This is a genomic window from Paenibacillus pabuli NBRC 13638 (assembly GCF_001514495.1).
GTDB lineage: Bacteria > Bacillota > Bacilli > Paenibacillales > Paenibacillaceae > Paenibacillus > Paenibacillus pabuli.
This window is the reverse complement of the sequence record NZ_BCNM01000002.1, coordinates 80,213-102,835: the sequence shown is the minus strand read 5'-3', so window position 1 is coordinate 102,835 and position 22,623 is coordinate 80,213. Positions and strand designations below refer to the sequence as shown.

Annotated in this window: 17 protein-coding genes; 15 read left to right on the top strand and 2 right to left on the bottom strand. The window is 46.5% G+C overall.

Going from position 1 to position 22,623, the window contains the following annotated elements:
* The first annotated feature begins 2 nt into the window (after window positions 1-2).
* From PPA03S_RS03985 to PPA03S_RS03945, 9 genes are all read left to right on the top strand, one after another.
* Window positions 3-1,679 (top strand): S1C family serine protease, encoded by a 1,677-nt coding sequence (locus PPA03S_RS03985; RefSeq protein ID WP_062320103.1) that lies wholly within the window; start codon window positions 3-5, stop codon window positions 1,677-1,679.
* A gap of 196 nt (window positions 1,680-1,875) precedes the next feature.
* Window positions 1,876-2,565 (top strand): response regulator transcription factor, encoded by a 690-nt coding sequence (locus PPA03S_RS03980; RefSeq protein WP_062320101.1) that lies wholly within the window; start codon window positions 1,876-1,878, stop codon window positions 2,563-2,565.
* A 1-nt stretch (window position 2,566) separates the two neighbouring features.
* Window positions 2,567-4,027: a sensor histidine kinase gene (locus PPA03S_RS03975; RefSeq protein WP_062320099.1), complete on the top strand. Its 1,461-nt coding sequence runs from the start codon at window positions 2,567-2,569 to the stop codon at window positions 4,025-4,027.
* 67 nt (window positions 4,028-4,094) lie between these two features.
* Window positions 4,095-5,048, top strand: coding sequence for a 4-hydroxy-3-methylbut-2-enyl diphosphate reductase (locus PPA03S_RS03970; protein ID WP_062320096.1), 954 nt, complete (start codon window positions 4,095-4,097; stop codon window positions 5,046-5,048).
* Window positions 5,049-5,269: 221 nt separating this feature from the next.
* Window positions 5,270-6,334 (top strand): 3-deoxy-7-phosphoheptulonate synthase, encoded by a 1,065-nt coding sequence (gene aroF, locus PPA03S_RS03965; protein WP_062320094.1) that lies wholly within the window; start codon window positions 5,270-5,272, stop codon window positions 6,332-6,334.
* A gap of 413 nt (window positions 6,335-6,747) precedes the next feature.
* Window positions 6,748-8,172 (top strand): type I glutamate--ammonia ligase, encoded by a 1,425-nt coding sequence (gene glnA, locus PPA03S_RS03960; RefSeq protein ID WP_062320092.1) that lies wholly within the window; start codon window positions 6,748-6,750, stop codon window positions 8,170-8,172.
* A 405-nt stretch (window positions 8,173-8,577) separates the two neighbouring features.
* Window positions 8,578-9,666, top strand: coding sequence for a 3-phosphoserine/phosphohydroxythreonine transaminase (serC, locus tag PPA03S_RS03955; RefSeq protein ID WP_062320090.1), 1,089 nt, complete (start codon window positions 8,578-8,580; stop codon window positions 9,664-9,666).
* A gap of 136 nt (window positions 9,667-9,802) precedes the next feature.
* A complete protein-coding gene (trmL, locus tag PPA03S_RS03950) occupies window positions 9,803-10,267 on the top strand; it encodes a tRNA (uridine(34)/cytosine(34)/5-carboxymethylaminomethyluridine(34)-2'-O)-methyltransferase TrmL (RefSeq protein WP_062320088.1) in 465 nt (154 codons plus the stop codon).
* A 172-nt stretch (window positions 10,268-10,439) separates the two neighbouring features.
* Entirely contained in the window at window positions 10,440-10,694 is a 255-nt protein-coding gene (locus tag PPA03S_RS03945) for an AbrB/MazE/SpoVT family DNA-binding domain-containing protein (RefSeq protein WP_062320086.1), read from the top strand.
* Between the two features lie 93 nt (window positions 10,695-10,787).
* Here the strand turns inward: PPA03S_RS03945 and PPA03S_RS03940 are convergent, their stop codons facing one another.
* Window positions 10,788-11,219, bottom strand: a complete 432-nt coding sequence (locus PPA03S_RS03940; RefSeq protein WP_062320085.1) for a GNAT family N-acetyltransferase — start codon at window positions 11,217-11,219, stop codon at window positions 10,788-10,790.
* On the bottom strand, window positions 11,216-12,133 hold the full coding sequence (locus tag PPA03S_RS03935) for a serine hydrolase domain-containing protein (RefSeq protein WP_062320083.1): 918 nt from the start codon (window positions 12,131-12,133) through the stop codon (window positions 11,216-11,218). The genes PPA03S_RS03940 and PPA03S_RS03935 overlap by 4 nt, the downstream gene beginning before the upstream one ends.
* A 468-nt stretch (window positions 12,134-12,601) precedes the next feature.
* Between PPA03S_RS03935 and PPA03S_RS03930 the strand changes: the two genes are divergently transcribed.
* The 6 genes from PPA03S_RS03930 (at window position 12,602) to PPA03S_RS03905 (ending at window position 22,623) form a co-directional block, all read left to right on the top strand.
* The gene (locus PPA03S_RS03930) at window positions 12,602-13,366 is read left to right on the top strand and encodes an alpha/beta hydrolase (protein ID WP_062320081.1); all 765 of its coding nucleotides are present in this window, start codon (window positions 12,602-12,604) and stop codon (window positions 13,364-13,366) included.
* 11 nt (window positions 13,367-13,377) lie between these two features.
* Complete coding sequence (locus tag PPA03S_RS03925; RefSeq protein ID WP_062320079.1) at window positions 13,378-14,337, top strand: ABC transporter permease; 960 nt, start codon at window positions 13,378-13,380, stop codon at window positions 14,335-14,337.
* A gap of 18 nt (window positions 14,338-14,355) precedes the next feature.
* Window positions 14,356-15,258, top strand: a complete 903-nt coding sequence (locus tag PPA03S_RS03920) for a carbohydrate ABC transporter permease (protein ID WP_062320077.1) — start codon at window positions 14,356-14,358, stop codon at window positions 15,256-15,258.
* A gap of 55 nt (window positions 15,259-15,313) precedes the next feature.
* Window positions 15,314-16,912: a type 2 periplasmic-binding domain-containing protein gene (locus PPA03S_RS03915; RefSeq protein ID WP_062320075.1), complete on the top strand. Its 1,599-nt coding sequence runs from the start codon at window positions 15,314-15,316 to the stop codon at window positions 16,910-16,912.
* A gap of 133 nt (window positions 16,913-17,045) precedes the next feature.
* Entirely contained in the window at window positions 17,046-19,211 is a 2,166-nt protein-coding gene (gene bglX, locus PPA03S_RS03910) for a beta-glucosidase BglX (RefSeq protein WP_062320073.1), read from the top strand.
* 40 nt (window positions 19,212-19,251) lie between these two features.
* On the top strand, window positions 19,252-22,623 hold the full coding sequence (locus PPA03S_RS03905; protein ID WP_062320071.1) for a GH36-type glycosyl hydrolase domain-containing protein: 3,372 nt from the start codon (window positions 19,252-19,254) through the stop codon (window positions 22,621-22,623).

Below are 22,623 nucleotides of genomic sequence, written 5' to 3'. Positions count from 1 at the left end.
GCATGGACGAACGTAATTACAGAGCGAACCGTCAAGACGAGGAAAATGATACAAAACAAGCGGAGAATCGCAATACATCGGGAACGGACGATTCCTCCTATTATTATTCTTATGGGCCTTTTCAGTCCGTGAATCAGGAAGATACAGCAAGCTACCATGGGGAACATAATCAGCGTGAAGAAGGAAATGTACAGATTACAAGACCGGATCCTGTGAAGCCAGTACCTACTTACTACAGCAACGAATCATCTGATCAAGCCAATACGTCATCCAGAGGGGGCGGTAATGGTTCAGGCAACGGAGGAGATCAAGGGAACGGCGGTAAGAACAATGGCAACTGGAATTATAATAACCGTCGGCCACGTTCTTCCGTAAGATCGCTCCTGTTCTCTTTCATCGCCGGGATGCTGGTCATTACAGTGCTGATGTATACAGCTGATCGAACAAATATGTTTACACCGCAGGAAGCTCTGACGAGTGCCGAGAATCAAAGCTCTGCTCAGGAATCAACGTCCACGAACACGGGTGGTGGCAATAATGTGACTGCATCGCTGCTGCCTACCGGTAAAGAGGATGTTTCATCCGTGGTAACGAGCACAAGTCCTGCTGTAGTCAAAATAGAAACACTTGCCAAACAGTCATCACGTGGCAGCAGTCAAGGTGGTTCTACGATGAGTGATCCATTGTACCAATACTTCTTTGGTAACGGAAGCAATGGCGGAACAGATAGTTACCAGGGCCAAAATCAACAGCAACAAAGCAGCAATCAATTGGTTCCGCTTGGTATTGGTTCCGGATTTATTTTTGACAAAGAAGGTTATATCCTGACGAACCAGCATGTGGTTCAAGGAGCAGATGTCATTCAGGTTACGCTGGAGAACAACAGTAAACCGTATGAAGCGAAATTGCTTGGAAGCAGTTTTGATCTCGACCTTGCCGTATTGAAAATCGAGAAAAATAGCGGTGACGATAGTTTCCCTGTAGCTCCACTGGGTGATTCCAACAGCACACAAGTTGGAGAATGGCTTGTTGCGATCGGTAACCCGGAGGGATTTGAGCACACGGTTACCGCAGGTGTGTTGAGTGCCAAAGAGCGTACTATCAGCATTCCCGACGAAGAAACAGGCAAAACTCGTGAATACAGTCACTTGCTGCAAACGGATGCATCCATTAACCCTGGTAACTCGGGCGGACCGCTGCTTAATCTGAATGGGGAAGTTATCGGTATGAACGTAGCGGTTAGCGCAGATGCGCAAGGGATTGGATTTGCCATCCCATCGAGCGTGATCTCGGATGCGGTGAAATATTTGAAACAAAACAAAGAAGTTCCCAAAGAGCCAGTACCATTTATCGGCGCATCTTTGATGGCCCTCACTCCTGAAGTGGCTAAACAAATGGGAACGGATATTACCGAAGGTTCCGTTGTAGCCAGCACGATCTATCAATCTCCTGCGTATCAGGCAGATCTGCGTGCCTATGACATCATTACAGGTGCCAATGGTACGGCCTACAGTACAAGTCAGGATCTGATCGATTTTATTAAGAAACAGAAAATTGGCAGTGAAGTGACACTGAATGTGGTACGTGACGGCAAAAAAATGGATGTCAAAATCAAAATCGGCAACAAAAACGATTATGATACAACTCAAACGACAGATCAACAGCAGCAGCAACCATAATACAAGACGAAATGGGTTGAAGAATACGTTATAGGAGAGCGGAAGGGTTTGAAGGCCCTTCCGCTTTTTTTGCACGGAAGAGTTATATGAAGTTATAGGGTTGTCCTATTATGGAACAGGGTATTTCGAGAAGATGCAGATTGCGCTTTTGCCTGTTACAATAGGAATAAAACATGAGGGATAAAGGAGAAAGACCATGCGCTCAACTATATTGATTGTTGATGATGATGAAAAAATTGTGTCCATGCTTCGCCGGGGGCTGGCATTTGAAGGATATGAGGTTCAGACGGCGTCCAATGGTGCTGAGGGTCTTAGTAAACTAATGGATAAGGAACCCGATGTGGTTATTCTCGATGTGATGATGCCACAAATTGACGGGTTCGAAGTATGCCGCAGACTTAGAGAAGCAGGGAGCAAAGTACCTGTGCTGATGTTGACAGCCAAAGATGAAGTTCAAAGCCGGGTAACAGGACTTGATACAGGTGCAGATGATTATTTGGTGAAGCCGTTTGCACTTGAAGAATTGTTGGCTCGTGTCCGTGCATTGCTTCGTCGTAAAGCCGATATAGCGGATACACCGGATAATCGTCTTATGTATGAGGATATTATTTTGGATAATGATTCCCGTGAGGTACTGCGTGATGGTCAGCGTCTGGAACTGACTGCCAAGGAGTTTGAATTGCTGAACCTGTTCATGCAGAATCCCAAACGTGTGCTGTCCCGTGATCTGATCATGGACAAAATCTGGGGGTATGATTACAGTGGCGAGTCCAATGTGCTCGAAGTATATATTGCCATGCTCAGACAAAAAACCGAAGAATACGGCGGCAAACGTTTGATCCAGACGATCCGGGGAGCCGGCTATATTTTGAGAGGTGACTCCTGACATGTCCATTCGGTTAAGATTAACCGCGTGGTACTCAGGCATCTTGGCAGCCGTACTTATTTTTTGGGGTGTTGTGATTTACGCTTTTGTCTATTTTAATACGTATCAAGAAGTGGAACAGCAGCTGAAAGATAAAAGTGAGCGAATTACGAATCAAATTGGTGTCAACCCTCTTTCACAGTCGCTGGATCTTGACCCATTCACCGAGAGTCAGCTTCAGGAGGCCCAGATATATATCCAATTGTGGGATTACCAGAGCAGATCAGGCAAAATATCGGGAAATATGGAGAAGCTTCAAATACAATTTCCTGTGGTGAAATCCAATGAGATTCAGAAGGCACGTGGAATATCCAAGATCTATGTAAACGGCACTCCTTTTCTGGTTAATCAGCAGCCCCTGTCTTTGCAAGGAACCAATGAAATAAGGGGGCTCCTTCAAGTTGGAACCAATGTGAGCTCTCAAGAACGCTTGCTGGAGGCTTTGCGCAATATTCTCGTTTTTGGCTGGTTAGTGGCCATGGCACTCGCGATTACTTCGGGCCTTATTCTGGCTCGCAAATCCATGCGCCCGCTCGTCAACGTTATTGATGCGGCGAATCAGATTCAGTCCGGGGATGATCTTAGTGTGCGTATTCAATACACGGGCCCCATGGACGAGATAGGACGTTTGATTGAAACAGTGAACAATATGCTTGAACGAACAGAGCTTTCCTTCCGCGGATTAGAGGAGACCAACAAAGCCCAGCGCAGATTTGTATCTGATGCCTCACATGAGCTGCGCACACCGCTGACGACAATTCGTGGGAATGTCGACTTCCTGAAGAAGCTTTGGGATCAGGAAAGCACCGACCGGCCGAATCTGGATGAAGAAACGGTTAAACAGATGTCTCTTGAGGCGATCGAGGATATGGCGGATGAAGGCAAACGCATGAGCAGGCTAATCAGTGATATGCTGTCTTTGGCCAGAGCCGATACAGGACAGAAAATTGAACTGAATCCGATTCCATTGCAAATTCTGGTGCAGGAAGTGGCTCGCAGATCGCAATTCCTTGATCACCAGGCAGACTGGCGTCCAGGTGATCTTTCCATCCTGAATGGCATATATGTGAATGGAAGTAAAGATTACCTGCAACAGATGCTGTTCATTTTTATCGAGAATGCGTTCAAGTATACACCGGAGGGTTCGGTAACACTTGATGCGATATTGTATAAAGGTCAGGTAGGACTGCGAATCAGTGATACGGGAATTGGAATGGAGCGGGACGAGGTACCGTTTATTTTCGATCGCTTCTACCGGGCAGACGAATCCCGTGGTGCCACACCGGGCATAGGATTGGGACTCTCGATTGCCAAATGGATCATCGAAGAGCATCATGGATCTGTCGAGGTTGTAACCCGACGTGGAGAAGGGACCACCTTTATTATCTGGTTGCCGGTTGTCTTTGCTCCGCCTATCGAATAAGGGTATAATAGACTGGACTGCAATTACATCGGCAACCTTGCCGAGAAAGAAAGCGGGTGGCAACCAAGTGGAAGTATTGCGAATTTCGCCGCGAGGATATTGTTACGGAGTTGTGGATGCCATGGTGCTGGCGCGTCAGGCGGCACGCAATCTGGATCTACCACGGCCTATTTATATATTGGGTATGATTGTGCATAACCAACATGTGACGGATTCATTTGAAGATGAGGGCATTATTACGCTGGACGGACCGAACCGGATTGATATTTTGAGTCAGGTGGAGAGCGGAACAGTCATCTTCACGGCCCATGGTGTATCTCCGGAAGTACGCAAAATGGCACGTGATAAAGGTCTGACGACAGTGGATGCTACCTGTCCTGATGTGACCAAAACCCATGACCTGATTCGGGAGAAGACGGCTGAAGGATATGACATTATCTATATTGGAAAAAAGAATCATCCAGAGCCTGAGGGTGCTATAGGCGTTGCACCCGATCATGTTCATCTGATCGAGAAGGAAGAGGAGATCGACGGACTACACGTACCTCCAGGCAAAATCCTGATCACAAATCAGACAACGATGAGCCAATGGGACATCAAACACATTATGAGCCGTCTTTTGGAGAAATATCCAGGCGCGGAGATTCATAATGAGATATGTCTGGCTACCCAAGTTCGTCAGGAAGCTGTTGCTGAACAGGCAGGGCAGGCGGATCTGGTCATCGTTGTAGGTGATCCTCGCAGCAATAACTCCAACCGTCTTGCTCAAGTATCGGAGGAGATTGCTGGGGTTACGGCATATCGTGTATCCGATGTGGCAGAGATACAGCAGGAATGGCTGAAAGGTGTGAACAAGGTGGCGGTTACGTCAGGAGCTTCAACGCCAACGCCGATCACGAAGGAAGTCATCCTTTATCTGGAGCAATATGAACATGATAAACCGGAAACGTGGGAAATCAAGCGTACAGTAAATATGAGCAAGTTGCTTCCTCCTGTGAGGGAGAAGACACGTACCACCTAAAAGACCTGCAGATCAGAACCGAGATCCGGTGCTGACTGCAGGTTTCTTTTTTTGAGAAGGGTGGAGTTGGCTTGACGGAAAAGGGGGAATATGTTATATTTACTTTAGTAGATAAAAGCTTAAAAGCGAACAAGCGTTTAAGTGTAGAAGAGTTTTGAATTTGAATCAGACGCACAATGAATATTCAATGTGCTCTCATACAAGGAAGGGTGGATATTATTATGATCGTTATTGCAGGTAAGGCTACGCCGGAGGAACATATTCAGGATATCGTCGCTACAATTGAGAAAGAAGGACTTCAGGTTCACATTTCTCGTGGAGAAGATCGGACCATCATTGGATTGATTGGCAAGGTTGAGCCGAAAATGGCTGAACATCTGCGTCAAATGAAGGGCGTGGAGAATGTCGTCAAGATTTCGAAGTCCTACAAATTGGCAAGCCGTGACTTCCATCCGGAAGATACCGTGATTTCGATCAAAGGCGTAGACATCGGTGGCAAAGAACTTGTGATTATGGGTGGACCGTGTGCGGTTGAATCAGCAGCACAGATTGATGAAATTGCCGGACTTGTTAAAGCTGCTGGTGCACAAGTGCTCCGCGGTGGCGCATTTAAACCGCGTACAGGTCCTTACAGCTTTCAAGGCACAGGTGTAGAGGGATTGATCATGATGGCAGAGGCAGGCAAGAAGCATGATCTGCTGACCATCACAGAAGTCATGACACCTGAATATGTGGATATCTGTGCCGAGTACGCAGACATTCTGCAAGTAGGTACACGTAACATGCAGAACTTCGATTTGCTGCGCAAATTGGGTGAGTGTGGCAAACCAGTATTGCTGAAACGTGGATTCAGTGCGACTTACGATGAATTGTTGAACGCTGCTGAATACATCCTTGCAGGTGGTAACCCGAATGTTATGCTGTGTGAGCGGGGTATCCGTACATTCGAATCCTACACACGTAATACGCTCGATCTGTCGGCGATCCCTGTCCTGCAGTCTCTGAGCCACCTGCCGGTTATTTCGGACCCCAGCCATGGTACTGGACGCCGTGAACTGGTTGAACCAATGACGAAGGCATCTGTAGCTGCTGGTGCCAATGGCCTGATTATTGAGATGCACACAGATCCAGATAACTCGATGACAGGGGATGGAGTACAATCACTGTTCCCTGACCAATTTGCCAACCTGCTTCTGGATCTCGAGAAGTTGGCCCCGATTGTGGGTAAATCGTTTAGCACGACTAAACAACCGGCAGCGTTCTTCCCGGCTCGAGTTGGCGTATAAGTTATTACAATAATGTGAGACCTATAATGATCCGGGCATTGGCCACGGCTTCGTTCAGTGAGAATGGAGCCAGGGCCAATGTCCGGTTTTTTATGTTATTTGGGCCATTGAACGTATTTATTAATCAAGGGTGATAAGAAACATTTATGATGTAATGTTTTTTCCATAATTTAGGCTAATTCTATAGGTACTTTACCGCATTAAACCGGTTAAATATTTCTTTTATTCGTTGTTAAGTGAAATATATAGGTTTATAAAATGTAAGCATAGCTTACATAGTCGCAAAAAATACCTTACATAAGTATTGACGATGTCATGTTTAAGAATTTATAATGACGACAGAAAAAAATTCGAATATGGACATTTTCTTAGCGGGGTTGTTTAATGTTCGGAATATTTGGGAGGACGAATACATGTCGGTTGAAAACGTATTGAAATCAATTCAAGAGAACAACATCGAGTGGGTAGATTTTCGTTTTGTAGATTTGGCTGGTCGTGCGCATCATATCTCGTTGCCAGCTTCAGCAGTTGATGCAGATACTTTCGTAAATGGAGTAGCCTTTGATGGTTCTTCTATCCAAGGTTTCCGTGGAATCGAAGAGTCCGATATGGTTATGATTCCAGATCCTGAAGCGACTTATGTCGATCCGTTCACAGCACACCCTACATTGAATGTTATGTGTGATATCTTCACTCCGGATGGCGAGCGCTATGAGCGTGACCCGCGCGGTATCGCTGTTAAGGCGGAAGCGTTCTTGCAAGAAAGCGGAGTGGGCACAACGGCATTTTTCGCACCTGAATCCGAATTCTTTATCTTTGACGATGTACGTTATGAGAGTGGCACAAACAGCTCTTCTTATTTCGTAGATTCCGAAGAAGCTTCATGGAACACAAACCGTAAGGAAGACGGCGGTAACCTAGGCTTCAAAGTACGCACAAAAGGCGGCTATGTTCCTGTAGCTCCAGTGGATACACAACAAGATATCCGCAGCGAAATGTGTCGTATTCTGGAAGAAGCAGGCCTTTCCATCGAACGTCACCACCACGAAGTGGCGACAGCAGGCCAAGCCGAGATCAACTTCCGTTTTGATACGTTGAAGAAAACAGCAGATAACCTGCTTGTATACAAATACATCGTGCACAACACTGCACGTCAATATGGTAAAGTAGCAACATTCATGCCGAAACCACTGTTTGGTGACAACGGTAGCGGAATGCACGTTCACCAATCCATCTTCGATGGCGATTCCCCATTGTTCTATGACAAAGCGGGATATGCTAACCTGAGCGAAATGGCTCTGCACTACATCGGGGGTATTCTGTACCACGCACCAGCCTTGATCGCTTTGACTAACCCTAGTACGAACTCATTCAAACGTCTCGTACCTGGTTATGAAGCGCCGGTTAACCTGGTTTACTCCAAAGGTAACCGTTCCGCAGCAGTACGTATTCCTGTTGCCGCTGTGACACCGAAAGGCTGTCGTATCGAGTTCCGTACACCGGACTCCACTGCTAACCCTTACCTGGCATTCTCTGCAATGTTGATGGCGGGTCTGGATGGTATCAAACGCAAAATCAATCCAACTGAGCTCGGATATGGTCCACTGGACAAAAACATCTATGATCTGTCTGATGCAGATAAAGAAAACATCCGCAGTGTGCCAGCTTCTCTGGAAGAAGCGCTTGACGCTCTGGCAGCGGACTACGAATTTTTGACTGAAGGCGACGTATTCACCAAAGAATTCATCGATAACTATATCAACCTCAAACGTGACGAAGCGAAAGCAGTAGCAATCCGCATTCATCCGCATGAGTACAGCCTTTACTTCGACTGCTAATCAGTTGGGGATGGAAACAGAACAGAATGATCTGTTTCAACTCAAAGCCTTCGGGACTCGCTCTCGGAGGCTTTTCCTTGAATTAAACAATGCAGTGCGTTAACTTTGCAGGGTGATAAAGTAATTTGATAGCCTGTATTCACAGCTTCAGTGCATATTGCCCTTGAAGCAGGTAGGGAATACTGATATCATAGCCATAATATTCACTTGGGAGAGCATTTTGCATAAATCCATAGAGCGACTTTCAACAGGTAAGATATAGATCGAAATGATTCAATTCGTCTATACGCGGGTTGGGTCAGGATGCTTCTTCCTGTCCAACTCTTACACCCGTGAGCGATTCTAATCGAATTATGCAAAATGCTGTTCATATGTCAGCTACGGATGGAAAGGGCGGGGAATTTTGTGACAAAGAGAGCGTATAATTTTAATGCAGGACCTGCGGCATTGCCACTTGAGGTACTGGAGCGTGCTCAGGCAGAATTTGTTGATTTTCGTAACACAGGTATGTCAATTATGGAGATGTCTCACCGTGGAGCCGTGTATGAATCTGTACATAATGAAGCTCAGGAGCGCTTGTTGTCGCTGCTAGGCAATCCAAAAGGGTACAAAGTGCTCTTCCTGCAGGGCGGAGCGAGCACACAGTTCGCCATGCTGCCGATGAACCTGCTCGGGGAAGGGCAGACAGCCAGTTACGTCATGACAGGCAGCTGGGCCAAGAAGGCTTTGTCTGAAGCGAAGCTTATTGGGGAAGCACAGGTCGCTGCATCTTCCGAAGCTGATAAATTCATGAAGTTGCCGGATGTGTCGAATCTTAATTTGCCGGACCGCACAGCCTACGTTCATTTGACGTCGAATGAAACGATTGAAGGAACGCAATTCAAGTCATTCCCAGATACCGGTTCTGTACCGCTTATTGCAGACATGTCGAGTGACATTTTCTGTAAACCGTTTGATCTGAATCAATTCGGTATGATCTACGCAGGTGCACAGAAGAACCTTGGCCCGTCAGGGATTACCGTAGTTATTGCCCGCGAAGAGCTGGTAAGCGAATCACCAAAAACAATTCCGACGATGATGCGTTACAGCACACATACGGAAAACAATTCTCTTTATAACACACCACCGTCTTTCTCCGTATATATGGTGAATGAGGTGTTAAAATGGATTGAAGAACAGGGTGGACTCACCGGGATTGAGCAAAAGAACACGAAAAAAGCAGAATTGCTCTATAATGCCATCGATTCCTCCGGGGATTTCTACCGTGGTTGCGTAGACCCGGCTGATCGTTCCCTGATGAATGTGACCTTCCGCCTGGCTAACGAGGAGCTGGAGAAACAGTTTATCAAGGCTTCAGAACAAGAAGGTTTCGTTGGTCTGAAAGGGCATCGGAGTGTTGGTGGCCTGCGTGCTTCCATTTATAATGCTGCTCCATATGAAAGTGTTAAAGCACTTACGGACTTCATGAGCCACTTCCAGAAGACAAATGGATAAACAACCTGGCAGCGAGTTGTGAATTCAAACACTCACAATCCTGCCTAGCAGAGCCTTCCACATTGACGTGTGGAGGGCTTTTCTTTAAGATTAGAGAATTGTCGTTGATATGAAATGAAAAGGAGATTGAACACATATGGCTTTACATATCGTTCTGGTTGAACCGGAGATTCCGGCAAATACGGGCAATATTTCTCGTACATGTGCGGCTACCGGCACACATTTGCATCTTGTGCGTCCACTCGGATTCCGTACGGATGATGCCACACTGAAACGGGCGGGTCTGGATTACTGGCGTGCTGTTCATATTGAATATCATGATTCGTTTGCCGAGGTCCAGGAAAAGTACCCTGAAGGGCGTTTTTTCTACGCAACCACGAAGGCGAAAAACCGTTATAGTGATTTTAAATTTCAGGATGGAGATTTTTTGGTGTTCGGTAAGGAGACTAAAGGCCTTCCTCCAGAATTAATTGCGGCCAATCCCGATACATGTATGAAAATGCCAATGACAGGTGACGTCAGGTCGTTAAATTTGTCCAACTCCGCAGCAATCATTGTATATGAGGCGCTGCGTCAACTCGATTTCCCTGGCCTGGATTAAGCCGATTGAGGCGTTTGAATAACGGTTAGAATTCGCTAAAAAAACATTTTTCAAAAAAAAGGACAAAAAATGTTTATTTCCAGCAGGATTCGACAAAATCTTGGCGAATTAATAAACATAGTACAAATGTACCTAGAAATTTAGAGTAAGATAGGAGAGGTGTGCCGTAGCTATGAAGCCAGCTGGAGTCGTTCGCAAAGTTGACCAATTGGGTAGGATCGTATTGCCTAAATCTTTGCGTAAAAGGTATCAAATGAATGAGGGAGATCCTGTAGAGATCTTAGTACAAGGGGACCATATCATTCTGGAGAGATACCGTCCAAAATGTATTTTTTGTGGATCGATGGAAGAAGTCAATGAGTTCAAAGAGCGTTACATATGCGCACAATGTTTAGAGGAAATGACCCAGCTTCCACAGCATGGGTAAAATAAAAAGTATCATGGCCTCCTGAAGGTCATGATACTTTTTTTGTGGAACCATTTCCACTTTTAGAGTTTACCAGGATCAAATGAACGGGAATCAGCTGTTAGTGTTGTACTCCATCACCCAATATTTCGCCCCGGGTGCACCCTCTTCAATGACTTTTTTCCAACCCTGTCGTTCGTAAAAGCCAATTGCTTTATGATTATCAGATACGCATTTCAATCGAACAGGCTGCTGCATGAGTGAAATCGACGCATCAAGTAAGCGCGAACCTGTGCCCCCACCCATAAAACCGGGATGGATAAACAGAAGGTGAATAAAATTATCAGGTAGGTACAGCGAAGCGAAACCTAGGAGCTGTCCATCTTCCTGTTCAGCCACGATAATATGCTCATCCACGGTGTCTGCGTCAAAATCTTGAAAGGACATTTCCTCCGGAGTTGTCCAGTGAAAACGGGCCCGACGCGACTCCAGATAAATGTTTCTTAACTCCGGGTAATCTGTAACAACTGCTGTTCGAATATTCAAATATTCCCCTCCAAAACAGGTAATATATCTGACCATACATGGTCAAGAATGGCTTGCATATTTTGTTCATCACTATTGATGGCAACGACCGACTCCAGCTCAGGTAGGACAACGCATAGCTGACCATTGGCGCCATCAGCACGGTAAGCGTTATGGGAACATCTCCAGAATTGATATCCATAACCCTGTCCCCAGTCACCGTCTCCTGGTGTTGGGATCTGTTGTGTTGTAGCCATTCGGATCCATTCCACAGGGATGAGCTGCTTGCCGTTCCAGTGGCCCTCCTGAAGCAATAGTTGGCCAAATCTGCCTAATTCCTCGTTGGTGAGCTGCAAGCCAGCACAGCCCAATGTAATGCCCAAGGGAGAAGTTTCCCACTCCACATTCGAAATGCCCAGTGGCTCGAATAGCCGTGGAATCAGATAGTCCTTCACGGTTTGACCCGAGGCAGCCTGGAACATGGCTGAGATCATAAACGTATCTGCACTGCTGTATGTAAACGTTTCACCAGGGGCTCTGTCCAAAGGAAGCGACATATAATACTTGGCCCAGTCTTTCTCAGGAAGCGTGGCTCGCTCTTCTGCCCATAACACAGGGACATCATGCCCTGAGGACATCCGCAGCAAATCATACAAGGTGAGGTCCTCAGGAGGGAAGGCGGTTAAATGAGAAGCAGGTGTTGGTGAAGTGAAGTGGTCGCCAAGCCTGGATTCAAGTGAAAGTATGCCTGCCTCTATAGCCAATCCAATCGCCATGCAGGTGAACGATTTACTGACGGAATGCTGCAAACGTCGCATATCTGTAGTGCGATCCCACGCTCCGAGAGTATCACCCTTCTGTAATACTCGAACAGAATGAACGTTTAATTGCTGTTCTTCCATATGACGGACAAAAGAATGAATAATACTTGACATCGAACCATCCTTTCTGCAAAAAAAAGTGCTTCATGGGTTTTGGTGAAACGTTTCCGTAATCTGGATCAAAAATTAGAATTTATGTTAGTATAACATCGGCCAAGTGTCAATGTAGGATGCGCAAAAGGTTACGTAAAGTACATTATTTCACAATAAAAGTGCCTTTTGGCGCAAATTTACACATGAAAAAGCAGATTTTCGAGAAAAAAGCGCGAAATTTGTAAAAAGGTTATTGACAGGGTTTGCACTTCGGGATTATGATTTATTCGAAACGATTCGAAGAAATCGCTTCCACATAAAAAGTGCTGTAATCAAGTCCATGTAAATCAACGTTGGCTATGTTTTGAAACGATTCGAGAGAATCGTTTCGATAACCAAGTGAAATACGGGGGAATTACGGTGGGTTGCGACAAAAAGGCAGAGCAACAGAAGATTACAGACAGCAGCCGACGATGAAAGGGGTTACACATGGCGCATATAACGATCGAAACCGGATCGCCTACATTATGCATGAATACCAGCATACACGTAGTGTCCAGTGACTCCGGAGACACTTCAGGCGGTACGCTATATTTGCTGCATGGGGCAGGCGATAATGCAAGTACATGGCAACGTTTGACTACAATTGAAATGTACGCAGAGCAATATGGCTGTACCATCATTATGCCGGAAGCGAACCGAAGCTATTACACCGATATGGAATACGGCCTGAATTACTTCCATTACATCACTCAGGAGCTGCCTGAATTCTGTAGGCGTCAGCTCGTTCTGAATACAGACCCTGCCAAAACTTACATTGCCGGTCTATCGATGGGTGGGTATGGTGCATTGAAATGTGCACTGACATATCCAGAGAGGTATCGCAAGGCGGTGTCCTTATCAGGAGTAACTGATATTCAGACCCGGCTTCATGACCCGGAAATGCCATCAGGTATGGTCAAGGAAATGAAAGCGGTTTTTGGAGAACGGTTACAGGTAAAACCTGATCAGGATCTGTACGCACTGGCTGCAAAGCTGCTGAAGCAAGGTGGAAATTTACCAGATATTCTGAGTTGTTGCGGTGACATTGATCCCTTCGTGGGTATGAATCGCCAATTCGCTGAATACATGCATGAAACGGATTTTGTGTTTCAGTATGTAGAGACGCCGGGAACGCATGAATGGAGATTTTGGGAGCAGCACCTGAGAACGATGTTTGATTTTCTGTATAACGACAAGACCAAAGTAGAGTGAGGAGATGCAATTTGAAACCTGCAGCCGAAGGACCTAGCAAAAAGCTGAAGGGAAACTTGAAAGGCAATTCGCTCTGGAGTGAAATCTGGAAGCACAGAATGACGTACACCCTTCTTATTCCGGGGCTCGTCTGGCTGATCCTGTTTGCCTACATGCCAATGGGCGGCCTGTCTCTTGCGTTTAAAGACTACAAGGCGAACCTGGGAATCTGGGGAAGCCCATGGAGTGGATTTGAGAATTTTAAATACGTTTTCCGTGATCCAACCTTTATCGACGCGGTATGGCGTACGCTGTACATCAATATTTTAAAACTGATTATTCAGTTCCCGTTCCCTATCATTCTGGCCCTGTTGCTGAATGAATTACGGATGCGTAGAGGGAAAAAGTGGTTCCAAACGGTGCTTACGTTCCCGCACTTCCTGTCATGGATCATCGTATCCGGGGTAGTCATCAACGTTCTGGCTTATGACGGACTGGTGAACAGCGCACTCGGATTACTCGGATTGCCAACCATTAACTTCCTGGGTTCCGAGTCCAACTTTGTACCGATGCTGCTGTTGACGGATATTTGGAAATCCAGTGGATGGGGTGCGATTATCTTCCTGGCTGCCATTTCCGGTATCGATCAGGATCAGTATGAATCAGCACAGATTGACGGAGCATCCCGTATGCAGCAGATGTTCCGCATCACATTGCCAAACATTCTTCCTACAATCACCGTCATGTTTATCCTGTCGGTCGGTGGATTGATGTCTTCCGGTTTCGACCAGATCTTCAACTTGGCGAATGCCGCAACCAAAAATGTATCGGAAGTATTGGATGTATACATCTATCGGATTACGTTCCAGTCTTCAACGGACTTCTCATTCTCGACAGCGGTCAGCTTGTTCCGTTCCCTCGTGAATATGGTCTTGCTGCTTCTCGCAGACAGATTTGCCAAGTGGCTTGGCGGAGACGGTTTGTTCCGATAAGAGAGGAGGAAAATTGAAATGAGCAAGAGAGCTAACAAAAAGCCGAGAATTGGTACAGAAAGAATGACATTTCTCGATTACATTATCTTCGCCATATTACTTGTGCTTGCCCTGATGATTCTGATTCCGTTCTGGAATGTCATCATGATCTCGTTCGCAACACAAAAAGAATATGCTGACAATCCATTTTTGATGTTCCCTAAGGAGTTCACTCTGGATTCCTATAGAGCGCTGTTTGCTAACGGAACGATTCTGTCGGGATACAAAAACACCATTATTTTGCTCGTCATCGGCTTGCCACTCAGTTTGTTCCTGACAACAAGCATGGCGTACGGCCTTAGCCGCAGCAACTTCCCGTTCAAGAAATTTCTCTTTTTCCTGGTACTGTTCACCATGATTTTCAATGGTGGTATCGTACCGTTGTACCTGGTCATGAAATCACTTCACCTTACAGGTACGCTGTGGTCCGTTATCCTGGCGGGAAGCTTCAGTGCTTTCAATATGATTCTGATGATGAACTACTTCTACACCTTGCCTGAATCGCTGATGGAATCGGCGAGATTAGATGGTGCCGGAGAGTGGAGAATTCTATTCTCGGTTGTTCTTCCACTGGCAACACCGATTATGGCTACCATCACGCTGTTCTACGGAGTAGCCTATTGGAACAGTTGGTATGATGCGATGATCTTCCTGCGAAAAGCGGATCAATTGCCGCTGCAGAATGTATTGCGAGCGATTATTGTCACATCCCAGACAAACGCATCCAATGCTTCGAGCGTAGATGCAACCCAAGTGAGCAATTTCTCGATGGGTATGAAGATGGCGGCGGTATTTGTAACGATGGTACCAATTATGTGTTTCTTCCCAATGCTGCAAAAACACTTTGCCAAAGGGGTATTAACAGGGGCTATCAAGACCTGATTATACGCATAGGATTTTGACTTGAAATTCTACTAAAAAACATGGGGGTAAAAGCATGAAAACGAACAAAAAGTTGTCAGTAAGAGCTCTCTTTGCCATCACGCTTAGTGTAGTTATGCTGATGGTGACCGCTTGTTCCAGTCAAGGAGCTTCAGGTGGTAACGAAAAAGATGCAGAGGGAAATTACAAAGACAACCTGACGATCTCTGTAGCTAACCTGACAGAAATCAAAAACGGGAACCTGGATAATGATTTCCATAAGTTCTGGACAGACAAGTTCAATGTAACATGGGATTACAACTATATCGATTGGGATTCATGGGGCGAGAAGCTTCGTCTGTGGATCAACTCAGGCGATTTGCCGGATGTAGCGGTATGGAACTATGTGCATGGCGATGCCATGAACAGTATCGATCAAGGCCTGTTCTACAAATTCCCGGATGACTGGAAAGAACGCTGGCCTAACGTGGCAGCAGCCTACAAGTTGACTGGTCTTGGAGACAAGCTGGAAGAACTGACAGGCGGAACATACGTCCTGCCTAGACCAATCTATTTCGAGAACAAACCTGCTGACCCATTGACGAACCAAATTGGTGTCATTGCGCTTCGTAAAGACTGGGCTGAAGCCGTTGGTTTTGAACTGAAAGATGCTTATACAACATCCGAATTGAATGAATATGCTAAGCTTGTGAAAGAAAAAGATCCAGGCAAAGTGGGCAACAAACTTGTACCTCTGTCCTATAATGCGGCAGATGCCATGACAAACATGATTATGCCGAACAGTGTGCATGCCATGACTGATTCTCCTTTCTACAAAGGTGAAGATGGCAAGTTCCATTGGGGACCAGCAGACCCTGAGACTTTGACAGGGTTGAAATTGATGCAAAAAGCCTACAAGGATGGATTGCTCAATCCTGAGTTCTACACATGGAAAAACAATGAAGGTCAAAATAACTTTAAAGTAACCGGTACAGCTGCAGTAACAAGTCTGGGCGGACTGGCTTCGTATAGACAAGGTCTGGATTCCGATATGAGAAAGAATCTGGGTGTAGATAGTGATGAACTGGTACACACAGCAATCGTATTGGGCGATGATGGGAAATACCGTAACATGGAGCAAGCTAACTTCTGGTCTGCATTGATCTTCAACCCGGATATCAGTGACGAGAAATTCGAACGGATCATGGATCTGATCGACTACTCCACTACAAAAGAAGGACAATTGCTCATCAACATGGGCTTTGAAGGAAAAGATTGGAAATATGATGAAAACAACGAACTGGTTAGCTTGCTGCCGGAAGGAACTGTCCTGGAAGACAAATATCCAGCACGCTTCGAAGGTCTGTATCTCCTGGGTGACGACTTCAGTGTTGTAAACCCTGCTATCAAAAAAGATTACCGTGATAGAGCTGTGAAATTGTTCGAAGAAAAAGCAAAACTCGGTACAGAAGGTCAATCACTCGCAACATACGACTGGGATGTTAACCTGTACGATTCCAAAGCTAAAAGTCAGGCTTCATTCGATTATCAGAATGAATATGCCAACCTGATCCTTAAAAATGGAGATCTGGAGGCCAACTGGAAAGAGTGGGTCAACAGTAAAATGTCCCTGGTTCAACCTTATCTGGATGAACTGAACGAGAAATTCAAGTAAGCATTCAGTCATTAACAGGATAAGACATAACAGAGTTTTCTGTCGGTCACGTCCATTCGAACCCGGTGCGCGGTCTCTCCCCGAACGCAGCCGGGTTTTTTATTTCAACAACATGTAGTGGAGGATAATATCTATGAATAATGAGCAGCTGCTAGACCTGGTGAAACAGATGACTTTGGAGGAAAAAACAGCTCAGCTTCTTCAGTTGACTGCCAACTTTTACGAAGGAACGAATGTTGAAGGTCAGATCACAGGGCCGATGGAAGAGATGGGAATCACGGAGCAGTCCGTGGATGCCAGTGGCTCCATTCTGGGTTTGTCCGGTGCACAGGCCATCATTGATGTGCAACAAGCTTATATGAAGAAAAGCCGTCTCGGCATTCCGCTCTTGTTTATGGCGGACGTTGTTCATGGGTTTAAAACCATTTTCCCGATCCCGCTGGCGATTGGCTGTTCATGGGACACTGAACTGGCTGAGAAAAGTGCCGAGATCGCAGCGCGTGAATCTGCAGTTTCTGGCCTCCATGTCACTTTTGCACCGATGGTCGATCTCGTTCGTGATCCCCGCTGGGGCCGTGTGATGGAGTCGACAGGCGAAGATCCTTATTTGAACAGTCTGTTCTCTGCTGCGTTTGTACGTGGATATCAGGGTGACAGTTTGAAGGATGAGCCGGATCGTCTGGCGGCTTGTGTCAAACACTTTGCTGCTTATGGTGCGGCAGAAGGTGGTCGGGATTACAACACGGTTGACATGTCTGAGCGTAACTTGCGTGAATATTATTTACCCGCTTACAAGGCAGCGTTGGATGCAGGTGTCGAGATGGTCATGGCTTCGTTCAATACGGTAGAGGGTATTCCAGCGAGTGGAAATGAGAAGCTGATGCGCGACATTTTGCGTGATGAGTGGGGCTTTAACGGCGTATTGATCTCGGATTGGGCTTCCATTCGCGAGATGATTGCCCATGGTGCGGCTGAAGATGACCGTGAAGCTGCATATCGTGCGATTCGTGCAGGCGTGGACATTGAGATGATGACACCTTGTTATGTCCATCATCTGCCAGAGCTGATCAAGAACGGAGAAGTGGAAGAAACGCTCATTGATGAAGCGGTGCTGCGTATTCTGCAACTGAAAGAAAAGTTGGGATTGTTCGACAATCCACTGCGTGCAGCTGATCCGGAACGTGAACGTGAGATTGTCTTCTCCAAGGAGCATCGCCAGGTATCGTATGAGCTTGCAACCAAATCCGCTGTATTATTGAAAAACGATAATGACGTTCTTCCGCTGAAGCCAGAAGCCAATGTAGCGTTAATTGGACCTTTTGCCCAAAGTGAAGACATTCTCGGATGGTGGTCCTGTGAAGGTGTCAAAGAGGATGCCGTTAAACTCGGAACTGCTTTGCAGGAACGTCTTACTGCCGGGAAGGTCCATATGGCTCAAGGCAGCAATGTTCACAGCATCACGGCAGAACAGATTGCTGAAGCGCTTGAAGTAGCAAGCAAAGCTGATCTGATCGTGCTTGCGCTAGGTGAAGATTCCGAAATGAGTGGTGAAGGCGGCTCGCGTACGGACATTCGTTTGCCAGCAGCCCAACTGGAATTGGTTAAACAGCTCAAAGCAGCGGGTAAACCAATCGCCAGCGTTATTTTCAACGGACGCCCTCTGGACCTGCATGGTGTATTTGAAGAATCCGATGCTGTGCTTGAAGCGTGGTTCCCGGGCAGTGAGGGCGGAACGGCCATTGCAGATGTATTAACAGGCGTGGTGAATCCATCTGCCCGTTTGACGATGTCCTTCCCGCAATCTGTAGGTCAGATACCGGTATATTACAATCATTTCAATACAGGACGTCCACTGAATCCACAAAAGACCGAAGAGCGTTATGTATCCAAATATATTGATAGTCCGAATGATCCGCTGCTTCCGTTTGGCTACGGCTTGTCATACACCTCGTTTGAGTATGGTGACCTGGAAGTTTCAAGCACTGAAATGACTGCTGATCAACCTCTGACGATCCAAGTGCGTGTAACCAATGCTGGCGAGCGTGCTGGCGTGGAGACGGTTCAGTTATACGTACGTGATGTAACCGGTGAAGTTGTGCGTCCAATGCGTGAGCTGAAAGGGTATGTCAAGCTGTCACTCGCACCGGGTGAAAGTGGTACGGCTACATTTACATTAAACGAGGAACAACTTCGTTATCATCATTCTGATTTGAGTCACCGCAGTGATAGAGGAACATTCCAGCTTTTCGTAGGTCCGAATAGCCGCGATACATTGGAGAGTGCATTCAAGCTGGTTTAATGGGAAACAGCTCCATATGGATAGGAGGATAAGAAGAGATATGAAGACCATGAATAAATCCCAAATCAACGTGCAAGCCGGTGAATTGATCTTTACGTTCTGGGAAAGCGGTGATTTGTTCAAAGCAGTAAGCGGAACAACGATGATTAATCAGTGGATGGCTAGTCCAGTGGACGGCTCCATGAACAATCTGTATCTGCGGTTTCACAGTGAATCCGGTATCCGCTTTGTTCCGATGCTTGGCATTGAATCCGACAGCCAGGTGAGCACCGATGGCAGTCGTATGGTATGGTCAGGCACCGCTGAGGGTGTAGGCTATCAAGTCATTTTTGCTCCGACAGCACAAGGTGTATGGTTCTGGGACGTAACGGTAAACGGTAATGGAGAAGAGGTCGACGTCGTCTATGGTCAGGATGTAGGTAATGCCGATCCTGGTGCAGTACGCAGCAATGAGGCTTACTTGTCGCAATACATTGACCATGCTGTATTTGAGGATGAGAAGCTGGGATATATCGTAGCTTCACGGCAGAATCAGCCACAAGGTGGATCTTTTCCTTATCTTCAACAGGGTTCATTAACCCGCGCAGCAGGTTACTCCACCGATGGATTTCAGTTCTTTGGTTTGAGTTACAAGGAAACGAATGTGCCTGAAAGTCTGGGTAAACAGACACTGGCGAATGAAGTATACCAGTATGAATTTGCATACACAGCCCTTCAGTCCGAGAAAGTGGTTCTGAATGACGAAGCTCGTTTTGTGTTCTATGGACTCTTTCAGGCCAATCATGCGGATGCGGTGAAGGAACTCGAATACCAGGATGTTGTCCAACAGGCCTGGGACGAGTATGAAGCGAAGCGTCAAGAGAATGCAGGCGCAGCACAAGCAGTATACAACGTATTCCCCAAAGTATCTCTCCATCCGGTAATGGGTGAGCCTTTGCCTACGTTATCGATGACTGAAGAAGAAGTCAATTCCTGCTTCCCGGCTTCGAAGAGACATCAGGAAGAGCGCGCGGATGGCGAATTGCTGGCGTTCTTTACCGATACGTATGAGCATATTGTGCTCAAGGAAAAGGAAATGCGTGTGGAACGTCCGCATGGACACATTCTGATGAGCGGCAACAATGTGAAGATGGGACAGAACGTAATCACGACTTCTTCCTATATGTATGGTATTTTTAACTCCCATGTGGTTGTCGGTAATACGAACTTCAATAAAATGATGAGTAATGCACGTAGTGCACTTAATATACCCAAATCATCCGGTCAGCGGATCTACGTCGAGGTGGAGGGAGTCTTCCGCCTGCTTACGATGCCTTCCCTGTTCGAAATGGGCTTCAACTATGTTCGCTGGTATTACAAAACAGCTGAGGATACGCTGATCATCACGAATTATACAACTTTGGATACTCCTGAAGTACATCTTCATGTGAAGTCGAAAAAAGGAATAGCCTATCGATACCTGATTACCAATCAGATTACGATGAATGTGAACGAATATGAGCTGCCGGTTCAGGTTACTGAGCAGAATGGCGAATTGAGCTTCAAGGCAGATCGTAGCTCCCTTAGTGCCGAAGTGTATCCGAATCTGGAGTACCGTATGCGGGTAAGCGGAGCTGGTGTGAAGGTTGGTGATGAGACTGAACTGGCAAGTGGAGTAAACGCCGGCGACGCTTCACTGACGATTTTGAAGCTGGACAGCAGTGCTGAATGGACATTGACCATTCAAGGTCTGTTGGAAGGTGGACAGATTGCATCGTCAACACGCAGTTTCGAAGAAGAAGTGGCTGCCTATCGAATTTTCTATGCTGAAGTGATGAATGGGTTCCAGTTATCCCGACCTCAGAAGCAAGGAGCAGACGAGCTGTTCAAAGTCAATGCTCTTGCATGGTGGTACACCCACAATATGCTGGTGCATTACTCTGTTCCTCACGGTCTGGAGCAATATGGCGGTGCAGCTTGGGGAACACGGGATGTTTGCCAGGGTCCGGTTGAATACTTTATGGCTACACAAAAGTATGAGCAGGTCCGAGACATTCTGAAGACGGTGTACTCGCATCAGTATGAGGATGACGGCAACTGGCCGCAATGGTTCATGTTCGATCGATATTTCAAAGTGCAGCAGGAAGAAAGCCATGGAGACATTATTGTTTGGCCACTTAAAGTACTAAGTGATTATCTGATTGCCACCAAGGATTATTCGATTCTGAATGAAGAAGTGCCTTATACCGTCAAACATGGTTTTGACTTTACGGATCATACAGGCAGCATGCTTGAACATGCTCAGAAGGAACTGGCGTATATCCGCAGTCATTTTCTGCATGATACATTCCTCTCTTCCTATGGTGATGGGGACTGGGACGATACATTACAGCCTGCCAATGCCCAGTTGAAGCAGTACATGGTCAGCAGCTGGACAGTAGCGCTCACATATCAAACGTTGAAGCAGCTTGCCAGAGCGCTTGCGCCTGTGAAACCGGAGCTTTCTTCCGAATTAAGCGACATGGCAACCGGGGTGAAAAGGGATTTCAGCAAGTACATGCTGGATACCGATGTGATTCCTGGCTTTGTCTATATGGAAGATCCGGCACAAGCAAAGTGCATGCTGCATCCCGATGATAGCGAGACAGGTATTCAATACCGTTTGCTGCCCATGACACGCAGCATGATTGCCGAGTTGCTGGAGCCTGAGCAAGCCCAATCCCATTATGAACTGATCAAGGACAAGCTGTACTGCCCGGATGGCGTCAGATTGATGAATCGTCCAGCACAGTATGATGGCGGCGTCAGCACTCATTTCAAACGTGCAGAGCAGGCATCCAACTTCGGACGTGAAGTGGGCTTGCAGTATGTTCATGCTCACATCCGCTATGTTGAAGCTATGGCGAAGTTGGGCAATCCGGATGAGGTGTGGAATGGTCTGAGCATCATTAACCCGGTGGGCATTCAGGAAGCTGTACCTAATGCTGATCTGCGGCAGAGCAATGCTTATTTCAGCAGTTCTGACGGCAAGTTCAACAACCGCTATGAAGCACAGGAGCAATTCGACAAACTCCGCACCGGAGAGGTACAGGTAAAAGGCGGCTGGAGAATCTATTCCAGTGGACCGGGAATTTATATGAACCAGCTCATTTCGAACGCACTTGGCATTCGTCAGGAGGAGGAAGATTTGGTTCTGGACCCTGTGCTGCCTGTCAGCCTGGATGGAATGCATTTTGATTTCCAATTTGATGGGAAGAAAGTGACCTTTGTTTATCATCTCAGCGGACAACCCGTGCAGCGTGCAGTGCTGAATGGCGATGAGCTGGAGACAACAAGATTGCAACAACCTTATCGCCTTGGCGGACTGCGTATCTCGCGTAAGATTCTTGAACAGAGCCTGAGCGAGAATAACGTGATCGAAATATACAGTTAA

Bases quoted from the DNA above. Each gene is read 5' to 3' on its own strand.
- PPA03S_RS03935 (WP_062320083.1), bottom strand. From the start codon at position 12,133: ATGTCAAGTATTATTCATTCTTTTGTCCGTCATATGGAAGAACAGCAA.
- PPA03S_RS03945 (WP_062320086.1), top strand. From the start codon at position 10,440: ATGAAGCCAGCTGGAGTCGTTCGCAAAGTTGACCAATTGGGTAGGATC.
- PPA03S_RS03985 (WP_062320103.1), top strand. From the start codon at position 3: ATGGACGAACGTAATTACAGAGCGAACCGTCAAGACGAGGAAAATGAT.
- PPA03S_RS03975 (WP_062320099.1), top strand. From the start codon at position 2,567: ATGTCCATTCGGTTAAGATTAACCGCGTGGTACTCAGGCATCTTGGCA.
- bglX (WP_062320073.1), top strand. From the start codon at position 17,046: ATGAATAATGAGCAGCTGCTAGACCTGGTGAAACAGATGACTTTGGAG.
- PPA03S_RS03905 (WP_062320071.1), top strand. From the start codon at position 19,252: ATGAAGACCATGAATAAATCCCAAATCAACGTGCAAGCCGGTGAATTG.
- aroF (WP_062320094.1), top strand. From the start codon at position 5,270: ATGATCGTTATTGCAGGTAAGGCTACGCCGGAGGAACATATTCAGGAT.
- PPA03S_RS03915 (WP_062320075.1), top strand. From the start codon at position 15,314: ATGAAAACGAACAAAAAGTTGTCAGTAAGAGCTCTCTTTGCCATCACG.
- PPA03S_RS03930 (WP_062320081.1), top strand. From the start codon at position 12,602: ATGGCGCATATAACGATCGAAACCGGATCGCCTACATTATGCATGAAT.
- PPA03S_RS03920 (WP_062320077.1), top strand. From the start codon at position 14,356: ATGAGCAAGAGAGCTAACAAAAAGCCGAGAATTGGTACAGAAAGAATG.
- trmL (WP_062320088.1), top strand. From the start codon at position 9,803: ATGGCTTTACATATCGTTCTGGTTGAACCGGAGATTCCGGCAAATACG.
- PPA03S_RS03980 (WP_062320101.1), top strand. From the start codon at position 1,876: ATGCGCTCAACTATATTGATTGTTGATGATGATGAAAAAATTGTGTCC.
- glnA (WP_062320092.1), top strand. From the start codon at position 6,748: ATGTCGGTTGAAAACGTATTGAAATCAATTCAAGAGAACAACATCGAG.